This is a genomic window from Arcticibacter pallidicorallinus (assembly GCF_003002875.1).
GTDB classification, from domain to species: domain Bacteria; phylum Bacteroidota; class Bacteroidia; order Sphingobacteriales; family Sphingobacteriaceae; genus Arcticibacter; species Arcticibacter pallidicorallinus.
The window spans coordinates 136,744-151,275 of the sequence record NZ_PVTH01000004.1 but is presented as its reverse complement, the minus strand read 5'-3'; the positions used below and the strand labels follow the sequence as shown (position 1 = coordinate 151,275).

9 protein-coding genes and 1 other RNA gene are annotated in these 14,532 nt (G+C 45.1%); 4 read left to right on the top strand and 6 right to left on the bottom strand.

Annotation, left to right across the window (positions count from 1 at the left end; genetic code table 11):
• Positions 1-24: 24 nt before the first annotated feature.
• Positions 25-687, bottom strand: coding sequence for a fructose-6-phosphate aldolase (gene fsa / locus B0I27_RS07960; protein WP_106292706.1), 663 nt, complete (start codon positions 685-687; stop codon positions 25-27).
• A gap of 125 nt (positions 688-812) precedes the next feature.
• Positions 813-910, bottom strand: an RNA gene (gene ffs / locus B0I27_RS07955) — signal recognition particle sRNA small type.
• A gap of 282 nt (positions 911-1,192) precedes the next feature.
• Here ffs and gltB point away from each other — a divergent pair.
• Positions 1,193-5,713 carry a glutamate synthase large subunit gene (gene gltB / locus B0I27_RS07950; RefSeq protein WP_106292705.1) on the top strand — a complete coding sequence of 1,507 codons (4,521 nt, stop codon included), beginning with the start codon at positions 1,193-1,195 and terminating at the stop codon, positions 5,711-5,713.
• Between the two features lie 2 nt (positions 5,714-5,715).
• Entirely contained in the window at positions 5,716-7,185 is a 1,470-nt protein-coding gene (locus B0I27_RS07945) for a glutamate synthase subunit beta (protein WP_106292704.1), read from the top strand.
• An 82-nt stretch (positions 7,186-7,267) separates the two neighbouring features.
• On the opposite strand, the gene B0I27_RS07940 is transcribed toward B0I27_RS07945, so the two are convergent.
• The 4 genes from B0I27_RS07940 to B0I27_RS07925 form a co-directional block, all read right to left on the bottom strand.
• Positions 7,268-8,254, bottom strand: a complete 987-nt coding sequence (locus B0I27_RS07940; protein WP_106292703.1) for a hypothetical protein — start codon at positions 8,252-8,254, stop codon at positions 7,268-7,270.
• A 395-nt stretch (positions 8,255-8,649) separates the two neighbouring features.
• Positions 8,650-9,186: an RNA methyltransferase gene (locus tag B0I27_RS07935; RefSeq protein WP_106292702.1), complete on the bottom strand. Its 537-nt coding sequence runs from the start codon at positions 9,184-9,186 to the stop codon at positions 8,650-8,652.
• A 6-nt stretch (positions 9,187-9,192) separates the two neighbouring features.
• The gene (locus tag B0I27_RS07930; RefSeq protein ID WP_106292701.1) at positions 9,193-10,344 is read right to left on the bottom strand and encodes a galactokinase; all 1,152 of its coding nucleotides are present in this window, start codon (positions 10,342-10,344) and stop codon (positions 9,193-9,195) included.
• 84 nt (positions 10,345-10,428) lie between these two features.
• Positions 10,429-11,448 carry a LacI family DNA-binding transcriptional regulator gene (locus B0I27_RS07925; RefSeq protein ID WP_106292953.1) on the bottom strand — a complete coding sequence of 340 codons (1,020 nt, stop codon included), beginning with the start codon at positions 11,446-11,448 and terminating at the stop codon, positions 10,429-10,431.
• Between the two features lie 164 nt (positions 11,449-11,612).
• Between B0I27_RS07925 and B0I27_RS07920 the strand changes: the two genes are divergently transcribed.
• Together B0I27_RS07920 and xylA are read left to right on the top strand one after the other, a co-directional pair.
• Positions 11,613-13,097, top strand: coding sequence for a xylulokinase (locus B0I27_RS07920; protein WP_106292700.1), 1,485 nt, complete (start codon positions 11,613-11,615; stop codon positions 13,095-13,097).
• 6 nt (positions 13,098-13,103) lie between these two features.
• Entirely contained in the window at positions 13,104-14,435 is a 1,332-nt protein-coding gene (xylA, locus tag B0I27_RS07915; RefSeq protein WP_106292699.1) for a xylose isomerase, read from the top strand.
• Positions 14,436-14,532: the final 97 nt, after the last annotated feature.

The window sequence follows — 14,532 nt, the reverse complement described above, 5'->3', positions numbered from 1 at the left end:
ATTTTACACGGACGTTCAGGATGATTATTGCTTGCCAGCTGCCTTTGCGTGATCCGCAAGGAACTGAGTGAGTCCACTGTCTGTAAGAGGATGTTTAAGTAAGGCTGCGATTGCTGATAAAGGAGCAGTAATTACGTCAGCACCTACGGTTGCACATTGAACAATATGCATTGGATGACGAACAGATGCCGCGAGGATCTGAGTAGTGTATCCATAATTTGCGTAAATGGTAGCTATTTCCTCAATCAGCGCTATGCCGTCTGTAGAAATATCATCAAGGCGTCCTACGAAAGGAGACACGTATGTTGCGCCAGCTTTAGCAGCCAGGAGTGCTTGACCAGCAGAGAAAACAAGTGTGCAGTTGGTCTTAATTCCTTTTGAAGTGAAGTATTTAATAGCCTTTATACCATCCTTAATCATAGGAACTTTAACAACAATTTTTGGGTGCAATTTTGCCAGGGCTTCTCCTTCAACGATGATTTCGTCGAATGTAGTAGCGATGACTTCAGCGCTTACATCACCGTCTGTTATTTCACAAATAGCTTTGTAATGATTGATTACGTTCTCTTGGCCCGTAATTCCTTCTTTTGCCATCAAGCTTGGATTTGTGGTCACACCGTCAAGAACTCCCATGTCGTGAGCTTCTTTAATCTGAGCCAGGTTGGCTGTGTCAATAAAAAATTTCATGTTAATATTTAATTAGTTATAGCCGCTGGGATTGAGATTTACTTATGTGAAACCAGTAGCCGGTCTAAAGGTAAACTTTTGATATCTGGTTAGGAAAAAATAGTGGAATTTTTGGAATAAAAAAAAGGGGCTAGCCCCTTCTATCGCACCGCTACGACTTTTTACCCTTGCTGCGTTCCCGCCCTGGGGGAGTTCAAAAGGAGCTGGTCGTAGAAGACTAACCCTTGGCACAAAGGTATGAATTAAAACAAAACATGAAAATCATTTTGAAAAAAAATAAGAATTTGCTAACTTGGATAAAAAATTCCCCCAAGCATTTGAAGATTCTGCGAGATTGTTTGGAGGAAGGATTGAATTAGGAGAATTCTAAAAAATCCCAAATCGTTTTAAAAACTTGTTAAGAAAAGTTATGTTTGCTTTTGTTAACTTGAATGTTTTGTAACTATTGTTGATGAATTCAACTTGTGAGGTAGGACCTTAATACGTAATTTGCACTGTATATCTGATGAAACAAACTGAAAATGACCAGATGGGTTTATACCGCCCGGAATTTGAACATGATTCTTGTGGGGTGGGTTTTATCACCCATATTAACGGACAGAAAACACACCAAAATGTCTCTGATGCGCTGACGATCCTGGAAAATATGGAGCACCGGGGAGCGTGCGGTTGCGACCCCGAGACGGGAGATGGAGCAGGACTCTTAATACAGATTCCTCATGAATTTCTGATGGAAGAATGTATTTCCCTCGACATTCATCTCGCCGAGCCTGGTCATTATGGTGTTGGTATGGTGTTCTTCCCCAAAGATTCCGGCTCGAAAGAAGCTTGCAGGGTTGCCCTGGTCAATGCCGTTGAAAAACTAGGTTTACCGTTACTGGGTTTTAGAGCACTTCCTGTTGATCCATCGGTTGTAGGTGAGTCTGCACTTGCTGTGGAACCATCGGTTGAGCAGTTTTTTGTAGGACGACCGTCTTCGTATGTCAATTCTGACGATTTTGAGCGTAAGTTGTATGTATTAAGAAGACTTATCACCAAAACTATCAACGAGACTACCAGATACGGTAACGATTTCTATATAGCATCGTTGTCGAGTCGCATTGTCGTATATAAGGGGCAGTTAACCACTTATCAGTTAAGAACTTATTATAAAGATCTTGGAGATATAAGACTGACTTCGGCTTTCGGGATGGTTCACAGTCGTTTTTCGACCAATACATTCCCGTCATGGAAGCTTGCACAGCCTTTCCGTTTTATGGCGCATAATGGTGAGATTAATACGCTGACAGGAAACCTTAACTGGTTTTACTCTGGGTTAAGATCATATGCATCATCGTACTTCTCGAAAGAGGATATGGATATTATTTTGCCAGTTATAGACAGCAATCAGTCTGATTCTGCATGTCTGGATAACGTTGTTGAGATTTTAGCCCATACAGGCCGTTCACTGCCGCATGTCATGATGATGCTTGTCCCCGAAGCCTGGGATGGAAACGAACAAATGGATCCCTTGAAAAAGGCCTTCTATGAGTTTCATGCAACATTGATGGAGCCCTGGGACGGACCTGCGGCGCTTACTTTTACTGACGGAAGTCAGATCGGCGCACTTCTTGACAGAAACGGATTGAGACCACTTCGTTATGCGATGACGAACGACAAACGTATCATCGTTGCTTCAGAAGCCGGTGCTCTTCCCATTCCGGAAAGCATCATCATTAAGAAAGGTCGCTTACAACCAGGCAAAATGTTTCTCGTCGACCTTAAGGAAGGAAAGATCATAACCGATCAGGAGATCAAGCATAAGATCGCTTCAGGTCAGCCTTATGGGGAGTGGCTGGAGAACTACAAAATCAATATGGAAGAGCTTCCGGAGCCGAGAGTAGCTTTTACTAATCTCGCTAAGGACGCTGTGCTAAAATATCAGCAGGTATTTGGTTATTCCAGAGAAGATATAGAGACGATCATAAAGCCAATGGCTATTGATGGAAAGGAGCCTATAGGATCTATGGGGACTGATGTTCCTCTGGCTGTACTTTCGGATCGTCCGCAACATATTTCAAGTTATTTCAAGCAGTTTTTTGCGCAGGTGACGAATCCTCCAATTGATCCTATCAGAGAAAGGATGGTTATGAGCCTTGCGACGTTCATCGGAAGCAATGGTAACTTGCTTGATGAGGATAAGATGCATTGTCATGTTGTCGCTTTGAAACATCCTATTCTAACCAACTACGAATTAGAAAAGCTAAGGAGTATCGACACAGGTATGTTCCATGCAAAGACCTTGCAGACGTACTTCAAAGCTGACGGACAGGCAGGTGCCCTGAAAAACGGTCTCGAGCGCTTATGTCGCTATGCCGAAGATGCTGTCAATGACGGATTCGAAGTATTGATTCTTTCTGACCGGGCGATCGACTCTGAACATGCGCCGATTCCGTCTCTACTGGCTGTTTCAGCCGTCCATCACCATCTTATTCGGTTAGGTTACCGCGGCCAGGTTGGCCTGGTAGTTGAAGCCGGTGATGTTTGGGAGGTTCATCATTTTGCATGTCTTCTGGCATTTGGAGCGACTGCCATCAATCCATACCTGGCATTGGCCACCATTCATACGCTTAAAGAAGAAAGTAAGCTGGAGACGTCTTTAGACTACCCATACTTATCTAAGAATTATGTCAAGGCGATCTGCGACGGCTTGCTGAAGATCTTCTCTAAAATGGGGATTTCTACCTTGCAGTCCTATCAGGGGGCTCAGATCTTTGAGATTCTCGGCATAAATAAAGAAGTCGTTGACCGCTATTTTTCGGGAGCTGTCACACGTATCGGTGGCCTTGGCTTAGACGAAATAGCGAAAGAAAGTTTATTTAAACATAACCACGGGTTTATTCATTCCAAACCTGAGGAGCAACTGTTGTCTGAAGGCGGCATTTACCAGTGGAAGAGAAGAGGAGAGGCTCACCTTTTCAACCCGCAGACCGTTCACCTTCTTCAACAGGCAACCCGTACGAATGACTATTCCGTTTACAAACAATATGCTAAGCATGTAAACGATCAGTCGCAGAAGATGTACACACTACGCGGTCTGTTTGATTTTGCTCATCACCGCGAGGCTATTGCGATTGAAGAAGTAGAATCTATCGAATCAATCATGAAAAGATTCGCGACTGGCGCGATGTCCTTCGGGTCTATATCCCATGAAGCTCATAGCACTCTTGCCATCGCGATGAATCGTATAGGTGGAAAGAGTAATACAGGAGAAGGAGGTGAAGACGATATTCGCTATCAGCTTCTACCCAATGGAGATTCTATGCGATCAGCTATCAAGCAGGTTGCCTCGGGAAGATTTGGGGTGACCTCTTACTACCTTGCTAATGCTGACGAGCTGCAGATTAAGATGGCTCAAGGTGCGAAACCAGGGGAGGGCGGTCAGTTACCTGGACATAAGGTGGACGAATGGATCGCTAAGGTTCGTCATTCAACCCCGGGGGTTGGATTAATTTCACCTCCTCCTCACCACGATATTTACTCTATTGAGGATTTGGCTCAGCTCATCTTCGACTTGAAGAACGCAAACCGCGCCGCCCGTATCAACGTTAAGTTGGTGTCTAAAGCAGGAGTGGGAACTATTGCTGCCGGCGTTGCCAAAGCACATGCGGATGTGATCCTGATTGCGGGTTACGATGGCGGTACAGGTGCTTCTCCAATAAGCTCCATCAAGCACGCTGGATTACCCTGGGAACTTGGTTTGGCAGAAGCGCACCAGACGCTGGTACGCAACAAGCTGAGAAGTCGCGTTGTATTACAGGCTGATGGTCAGCTAAAGACCGGAAGAGATATCGCTATCGCTGCGCTTTTAGGTGCTGAAGAATGGGGAGTTGCTACTGCTGCATTGGTTGCAGGCGGATGTATTATGATGCGTAAGTGTCATCTGAATACTTGTCCGGTTGGTGTTGCCACTCAGGATCCTGAACTGCGCAAGCTATTTACCGGTAAGCCGGAGCACATCGTGAACCTGTTCCGTTTCATAGCTGAAGAGCTACGCGAGATAATGGCAGAACTGGGCTTCCGGACCATCAACGATATGGTAGGCAGATCTCAATTCCTTAAAGTTCGCGAGAACAACACTCATTGGAAAACGAAAACCCTGGACCTTTCGTCTATACTTTATCCTGTTACTAATCCTTCTAATCTGACGCTTTATAACAGTGAGTCTCAAGATCACGGGATGGATAATATCATCGACTGGAAACTCTTGGAGCATGCGCAACAGGCTTTAGAGAATAAGACACCGGTGTTTGGAACGTTCCAGGTGAAGAACACGGATAGAACAATAGGTACATTGCTGTCGAATGAAGTTTCTAAAATTTATCATTCTGCCGGTCTACCTGATAATACGATCAACTACAAGTTTACCGGTTCAGCCGGACAAAGTTTTGGCGCATTTACTGCTAAGGGTCTGTCTTTTGAGCTGGAAGGTGAAGCCAACGACTATGTAGGTAAAGGTCTGTCAGGGGCCAGGTTAGCGATTTATCCGTCTTCGGAAAGTACGCTTGTTCCTGAAGATAATATTATCATCGGTAACGTAGCGCTTTATGGCGCAACCTCAGGAGAACTTTTTGTAAGAGGACAGGCTGGAGAGCGTTTTGCCGTTCGTAACTCTGGTGCTACAGCAGTGGTAGAGGGCGTTGGAGATCATGGCTGCGAGTATATGACCGGGGGAAGGGCCCTTATTTTAGGGAAAACAGGACGGAATTTTGCTGCGGGTATGAGCGGTGGTATAGCTTGGATATATGATACCGATGGCACGTTTGCTGAGAACTGCAATCCGGAGATGGTGGATCTTGATCCGCTTTCAGGCGAAGATGAGGAACAGATCCTTGCTTTACTGAAGACACACATGCAGCTTACCAAGAGTCATCTTGCGCTGTATGTTCTGAGCAATTGGGCAGAAGAATCGAGGAAATTTATCAAAGTGTTTCCTAAAGAGTATAAAAGAGTATTACAACACGCACAATATCAACCAGCTAATTGATTATGGGAAAAGTGACAGGCTTTAAAGAATTCGACCGGGAGCTTCCTTCAAAAAGATCTCCAGAAGAAAGAATTAAAGATTATAAAGAGTTCAATTTAATGTTCACGGAGGACAAGCTGAATAACCAGGCTGCCCGATGTATGAATTGCGGAATTCCATTCTGCCATTCAGGTTGTCCGCTTGGGAATATAATTCCTGAGTTTAACGACGCAGTATATAAGGAGAATTGGGAAGAGGCTTACCGCATTCTTTCCTCTACAAACAATTTCCCTGAGTTTACTGGTAGAATTTGTCCCGCTCCATGCGAATCAGCATGCGTGCTGGGGATCAACAAGCCTGCCGTAACGATCGAAGAGATTGAGAAGCATATCATCGAAATAGCTTACGCAAAGGGTTTGGTCAAGCCCAAAGTTCCGCTAATACGCACAGGCAAAACTGTTGCGGTGATAGGTTCGGGTCCCGCAGGATTAGCAGCCGCTGCTCAGTTAAATAAGGCAGGGCATCTGGTTACGGTGTTCGAAAGAGATGATCGTGCCGGCGGACTGCTGCGCTATGGAATTCCCGACTTCAAACTCGAAAAGTGGGTTGTAGAACGCCGGATCGACATCATGGAAGAAGAAGGCGTCGTATTTAAATATAATACGGAAGTAGGTAAAGATATTCAGGCGAATCAATTACTTGCCGATTTTGATGCAGTTGTGCTTGCGGGCGGATCGACAATTCCGCGTAACCTGCCGGTTCCGGGACGCGAACTAAAGGGGGTTTATTATGCCATGCAGTTCCTGAAGCAGCAAAACAAGCGTGTTAGTAATATAGAGGTTCAGGAAGAGGAAATTACTACAGCTGAAAAGGATGTTATCGTGATAGGAGGGGGTGATACAGGCTCCGACTGCGTTGGTACATCCAACAGGCAAGGAGCTAAATCTATCGTTCAGTTTGAACTGATGCCTAAACCGCCTGTTAGTCGCACTGAAAGCATGCCTTGGCCTACTTACCCGATGGTGCTGAAAACGAGTTCTTCCCACGAAGAGGGTTGTGAGCGCTCATGGGGTGTAAACACTAAGGAGTTTATTGGAGATGCAGAAGGAAATTTGACAGGGATACGTATTGTTGATGTATCCTGGGAGACGGACATCTTCGGACGAGCTATTAAATTTTCAGAAGTAGAAGGCTCCGAACGGATTTTACCGGCACAGCGCGTATTTCTTGCGATGGGCTTTTTGCACCCACAGAAAGAGGGACTTCTCGAGCAGTTGGGTGTTGAACTTGACGAGCGGGGCAATGTTCGTGCTCAGGAAGGACTTTATCAAACCAGCGTCGACAAAGTGTTTGCAGCCGGCGATATGCGTCGCGGACAATCATTGGTAGTATGGGCAATCTCAGAAGGACGTGAGGCAGCACGACGCGTTGATCAGTTCCTGAGCGGTTATACAGCTCTGGAAAGCAAGGATGCTGAGAATATGTATGCTTAAATAGTAACTCAAGACTATAAAATGTGAAAGAGGCTGTATCATGAAAGAAGTGAGCAGCCTCTTTTTTCTTTAAGAGACTAACCTAAGGTTTAGAAGAAAACGACACCCGCTTCCCTGGTTGTAAGTCGGCTTTGTTTTCCTCTTCTTTCGGTAGTCGCTTCGTGGCTGATGTCGTCGTCTTTGAGAGCATTTTCTCTTTTCTTCGCTCATGCTCCCGCAGCAGCCTGTTGCCCTCGTAACACATGTTATTAATGGATGCTCCTCTTACTTGCTGCGCCCCGTCGAGTTCCATATTCACCGGACCTGCCGGGTATTCTCCCGGTTCTTCAGCGTGGAAAGCAGCGATAATCGAACAGGGACTGAATTCCTTACTATTGAGCAATACATAACCTTCTTCCATCCGGGTTTCACTATAGGCCAGCAGTGACACGCTGAGCATCAGCAGCTGATCGGGTTCCGGCAGGGTTTCAAAGCGGATCTCCCGGGCTTCCAGCTGAGCCTGCCAACGAAACTCCACATCTTTCACTTCCAGATATTCGTAGTACTCCTTTCTGAAATTGAAGCCGATCAGGCTGAAACGGAGGCGGTACTTGCTCACTGGTTTACTGATGCTTAGCGGTACCTTAAGGTCAGTTTTGGCGTTTAAGGTGCCCATGAACACGCTTAGGCGACCCTCATCATCCCGCTCTACCCGCTGACTAACCTGCAATACTTCGCTCAGCCGGCTTCGGATATTGAAGTCCATCCCGATGAGGCTCTCCAGATCCGCATCATGCAAGTCGCGCTGACCAACGCTTCCGCGTAAGCTATTGCGAAGACCGCGGTACACCAGCTGTGTGCTGCGGCTCACCGCCTCGCCATCCCGGTGCACGTAGGCCGGCTCAAAGGCCTGACGGATCACCGCCGCCGTGGTACTGGAGAGACCGAACTCCGTGGAGGCCCGGATGCTTGCGCTGGTCTGTTCGAATTTACGGGGTTTCCCCTGGATGATGTTCAATTCGCGGTAGCCGCGATATACAACGGAACCTGCCTTGCCGCGTACGATTCCTTTCTTGTCTACTTTTGCCATAACCTTGTTTGATTTAGAGAACAAGGTAGCGCGGCAGAAAACCTGTGACGATTTTTTCGCCAAAATCGACAAAATTTTATGGATTTTTTAAAATTCCGTACCTCAAAAGCAGTCAAGCCCTGCTTAGGCTGAGCTTCGACCTTCTTTATATGAAGAGCTATATGTGCAGCTGAAAGGCAGTAATACGTCCGACTTTAAGCTGCTCAGGTCGGACTTATCACGGAACAATGAGCGCCTATTATGGGCTGCATATAACGGTGTCTTTGATAGAACCAGGAATGTGCAATACCAAATGCTCAGGAGGCAGCTCCAACTATCCTTCCCTGGCTATCTGACTAATAGTATTCCAAACACAAGCCGCCCGGGGCTTGTCAGGAGCGAACAGCCTGTTCAGACTAGCTGCCGGATTTCATTTTGGAGAACATATCCCAAAGTACTATGCCTGCTGACACTACGATATTAAAAGAATGTTTGGTGCCGAACTGAGGTATTTCGATACAGGCATCAATCTTCTGCATGACCTCCTCAGAAACGCCGTTTACTTCGTTGCCGAAGATCAGTGCATAGCTGGAGCCCGGAGCGGGTTTATATTCGTCGAGCATTATGCTATTGCTGGCTTGTTCAATTGCCAAAATCACCTTACCTTCTTTTTTTAGCCATTCAATTGCAGCTGTAGTAGTATCGAAATAACACCAATCTACAGATTGAGTAGCTCCTAAAGCGGTTTTTTCGATCTCCCTGTGAGGAGGTTGCCCGGTTATACCACAAAGCACTATTCTTTCCAGGGCAAACGCGTCTGAGGTGCGAAAGATAGATCCGACATTGTGCATGCTCCGTACGTTGTCTAGTACGATGGTGAGAGAAAGCTTCTCCTGCAATTTAAATTCGTCTACACTTACCCTGTTTAACTCATCGAGCTTTAATTTATGCATATCTCTTTACAGTTCTACTACCCCGGTACCTATCTCTGAGCTATAGACAGCAGGCGCGTAGCCAATGTTTGCAGAATAATGATCGGTGATCCTTTCTTTGAAATCCTCAAATCTATCTTTTTTAACCAGAGCAATAGCGCATCCACCGAATCCGGCGCCTGTCATGCGCGCACCGGTGACTCCAGGGTACGTTTTGCAGAACGCGACGATAGTATCGAGTTCTACGCCAGACACTTCATAAAGGGTCTGTAAGGAGTCGTGCGAAGCGAACATCAACTTCCCAAACTCATCCAATTTATGAGCAGCCAGTGCCACTGCCGCCAATTGAACTCTGTCATTTTCTTCAATCACATGTTGTGCCCGGTTCTGAACGGTAGGATCTGTGATCAAATGTTTGTGAGATTCAAACGTCCCGGCGTTGATATCACATAAATTATCAATGCTTAGTTCTGCCTGGAGAGCCTTAAGTGCTTGCGCACACTCGCTCACGCGCTCGTTGTATTTGGACTCCGCGAGTTTTCTCGGTTTATTGGTGTTTATTATGGCTAAAAGATTGTCTGCTAAATCACACTCGACAGCTTGATATTCCAGGGATTCGCAGTCCAGCTTTAAAGCCTTATCCTTCTCCCCGAAAGTTACTGCGAACTGGTCCATGATACCTGAATTGACACCTATGAACTCATTTTCCACTCGTTTGGTAAGCTTAACCAGGTCGAGCTTCGAGTAGCCGGTCTGAAAGATTGTATTTAAGGCGTAGGCGATCACCACTTCTACCGAAGCAGAAGACGACAATCCAGCGCCGATAGGAAGGTCTCCATAAAATAAAAGGTCCAGACCCTGAACTTCTTTTTTATCCGAAACGAAATTATGGATTACACCCAAAGGATAATTGTACCATTCTTTTCCTGTTTTAGAATATTCATTCAGTACCGGAGTTTCATATTTCTCAGGAAAGTTTACGCTGGAAAAGCGGAAGACACCCTCTTTATTTGGAGCCGTTAGCAGATACGTTCCGTAAGTGACAGCGCAAGGCATAACCAGGCCGCCGTTATAGTCGATGTGTTCGCCGATGAGATTTACTCGTCCGGGAGCGAAAAAGGTACGCTGACATTCCTGACCAAACTGATCGGAGAATGTTTGTTTTAGGTTATTTAGCATAGCAGTCTTTGTGGTACGCGCAAATGTAATAATTTAAGCGATTTCGCGAGTTATGCTATGTGTATTTCCCACACTCTATGAAGACTATTTTAATTTCATGGATGATTCCCTGACTATCAGGATAGGCTCAAGCTTAAGCTCTTCAGCAATCGGGGCAGCTTGGTCGTTTTTTATACGCTTGAGGAACAGTTTCGCTACCTCTTTACCCATCGTGAGGGTTTGCTGGTCGATTGTTGAGAGTTTAGGAGTAACCAAACTTCCGAAAGATTCGTTGGCGAATCCAATCACCCCGACCTCGTCCGGTATAACAATCTTGTATTCCTGGAGCTGTTGCATAACTCCCATGGCCGTAAAATCTTCGAGGGCGAAAACAGCGTCGAATTGCAGGTGTTTGGATTTTGCGTCCTGAATCACTTCCTTTCCGAATTGCAGGGAAAACTTTCCCTTTATTATCAGTTGTTCATCTACCTCCAGGCCGTAATGTTTAAGTGCATCAATATAGCCCCTCAAGCGATCTTTAAATATCGGGATGTCCTGTTCCGCTGTAATGTGTAATATGCGTCGGTATCCTTGCTTGATCAGATGCTCGGTGGCAATGAATCCACCTTTATAATCGTCGATCGTAACCGAGGGTGCGTTCAGTTCTTTGGGGTTTCTATCGAAAAAAAGTAAGGGTGTTTTACGGTTGATGATTTCTTCGTAATGGTCAAAGGAAGTAGTTTCTGTAGTAATGGAAGCAATGATCCCGTCCACTCGCGATTGAAGGAACGTTTCTATGCCGCCTGCCTCCTGATCCATCTTTTCGTTCGACTGGTATAACAAAATATTATAACCGTTGGCGTTCATTACCTGTTCAATTCCGTAGACAACGGAACTGAAAAATGTAACCTGCAAACTTGGAACTATAACACCTATCACGTTGGTTTTGCCGGAACGTAAGGAAGAAGCAATCTTATTCTGTCGGTAATTAAGACGCTCCGCGACCTCTCTCACTGCTTTTTTTGTGTTCTCGCTTATAGCGGGATGGTCATTGAGCGCACGAGCCACTGTTGAAAACGTGATATTTAGCTCCTTGGCTATGTCCAGAATCGTTACTTTCTTCATTTTGATCATCATTTTGCCGGGAATTCCTAAACTTTAGGTCCCGAGCTCGCTCAGCGCCGAAGGTATTGATAAGCTGAAATGTTTTTAAAAATATATTTTTCTAATATCATAATTTATTTCTACAATTGTGCAAACGTTGGCATTAGTCTTTTAACCAGTTTATAATGTTATTATTAGGAATAGATGTAGGTACATCCTCAATTAAAGTTTCTGTAGTTGACTCTCAGTCGCAAGCGGTTTTAAAATCTGTGCAATATCCAGATACTGAAACCGAGATCAGTTCACCTCAGCCGGGCTGGGCCGAGCAGTCACCGGAGATGTGGTGGGAGCATGTCAGCATGGCCATCCAAAAAGCAGTTTCCAGTGGTCTGTTTAATCCATCAGATGTGAGTGCAATCGGCATAGCCTATCAGATGCACGGACTCGTAGTTGTGGATAAGGATCAAAATGTGTTGAGGGATTCTATTATCTGGTGTGATAGCAGAGCGGTTAAGATAGGAGACGATGCTTTTAACGCAATCGGCGAGGAGAAGAGTTTATCGAGGTTATTGAATTCGCCCGGAAATTTCACAGCTTCTAAGCTCGCCTGGGTAAAGCAAAACCAACCAGAGCTGTATTCGAAAATTGACAAAGTAATGCTGCCCGGTGATTTTATCGCCATGAGGCTTACAGGTGAGGTAACATCCAGTCCCTCTTCGCTATCGGAAGGTATTTTCTGGGATTTCCGCAGTGATGAAATATCGAAAGACATTGTTGAGTACTTTGGATTTGACAGAAGCCTGTTTCCGGAAGTAAAGCCTGTTTTTTCGACGCATGGATATCTCAAGACTGATATCGCTGCAGCTTTAGGACTTAAATCGGGAATCCCTGTAAGCTACAAATCGGGCGACCAACCCAATAATGCCTTATCATTGAATGTTTTAGAACCCGGAGAAGTAGCGGCAACTGCAGGTACTTCCGGAGTAATTTACGGAGTAAGCGACGAATTATTCCGTGATCCAAAATCTCGGGTCAATACATTCGCTCATGTTAATCATTCGCTGGCAGACCGTCGTTTGGGTGTGCTTTTGTGCATTAACGGGACAGGTATTTTAAACAGATGGTCAAAGAATACATTCGGTAGTCATTTGACTTATAACGAGATAAATCAACAGGCTGCTTCTGTAAAAGTCGGTTCGAACGGTGTAAGAATACTTCCTTTCGGAAACGGTGCAGAAAGAATGTTGGGCAATAAAGTAGTGGGTGCTCAAATCCACCATATAGACTTCAACATACATCATTCGGCGCATCTTTTCAGAGCGGTTCAAGAGGGCATTGCATTTGCCTTCCGCTACGGGCTGGATATCATGAGAGAAAACGGTATGAATCCAACCGTGATTCGTGCCGGGAAAGCTAATCTTTTCCAAAGCGAGCTTTTCACGGAAGCGTTTGTCAATGCAACGAACGTGCCGGTAGAACTATATCATAACGATGGCAGTGTAGGAGCAGCCTTAGGAGCAGGTATTGGTGCTAAAGTCTTTAACTCAGAGAAGGAAGCATTTCTGAATGTTAAGTCTATTAAGCTGATAACGCCTACTATGACAGAACAATACGAACCGGTTTATGAAGACTGGAAAGGCATATTAGAAGAACAATTAACTATAAAATAAACACAAATGGGAAAGATCATTACTGGCGATAAAGAATTCTTTAGCGGAATAGGCCAGATTCAATTCGAAGGCTTGGAGTCTGATAATCCACTAGCTTTCAGATGGTATGACGAAAATCGGGTAGTTGCCGGAAAAACTTTAAAGGAGCATTTTAAGTTTGCATGTTCTTACTGGCACTCGTTCTGCGGCGACGGGGCTGATCCATTCGGAGGACCGACTCATATTTTCCCTTGGGATCAAAAAAGCGATCCTGTTGAAAGAGCCAAAGATAAAATGGACGCAGCTTTTGAGTTCATAACCAAAATGAACCTGCCATACTACTGTTTTCATGACGTGGATTTGGTGGACTATGGAAATGACATTCTTGAAAACGAGCGTCGCTTACAAGCTATCGTAGAGTATGCACAACAGAAGCAACAGGAAAGTGGCGTAAAACTGCTTTGGGGAACAGCCAATTTGTTCTCTCATCGCCGGTATATGAACGGAGCGTCTACTAATCCAGACTTCCATGTGTTATCTCATGGAGCAGCGCAGGTGAAGGCAGCATTGGATGCTACTATTGCTCTGAAAGGTGAGAATTACGTATTCTGGGGTGGAAGAGAGGGATATATGTCTCTATTGAATACCAACATGAAACGCGAACAGGAGCATTTGGCGAAATTCCTCCACACTGCTAAAGACTATGCTCGCAGCAACGGCTTTACAGGTACTTTCTTCATAGAGCCTAAGCCATGTGAGCCTACTAAACATCAGTATGACTATGATGCAGCAACAGTTTTAGGATTTCTGCGTCAGTACGATTTGTTAGGCGACTTTAAGCTAAACCTTGAAGTAAACCACGCTACCTTAGCTGGTCATACTTTCCAGCATGAGATGCAGGTGGCTGCTGACGCGGGACTACTTGGATCAATGGATGCTAACAGAGGAGATTACCAGAACGGCTGGGATACCGATCAGTTCCCGAATAATGCATCGGAGCTTACTGAGTGTATGTTGATATTCCTGGAAGCAGGCGGTTTGCAAGGTGGAGGCGTAAACTTTGATGCCAAGATCAGAAGAAACTCTACGGACAAGGAAGATCTTTTCTATGCTCACGTAGGTGGAATGGATACTTTCGCAAGAGCTTTGATTGCGGCGGACAATATTCTGCAAAAGTCTGACTATAAAAAGATCAGAGAAAATCGTTATTCGTCTTTCGACTCGGGTAAGGGTAAGGAATTTGAAGAAGGTAAACTAACTTTGGAAGACCTTCGTGCGTATGCTCTTGAAAATGGAGAGCCAGCTACTATTAGTGGCAAGCAGGAGTATCTTGAAAATATCATTAACAGATTCGCTTAATTGAATCTTTGATCGTTAAAGGGTCGTCTTTTCAATTGTTCATTGGAATAGACGACCCTTCTATATGTGATAGTTCAGAATAGATCAATATGCTATC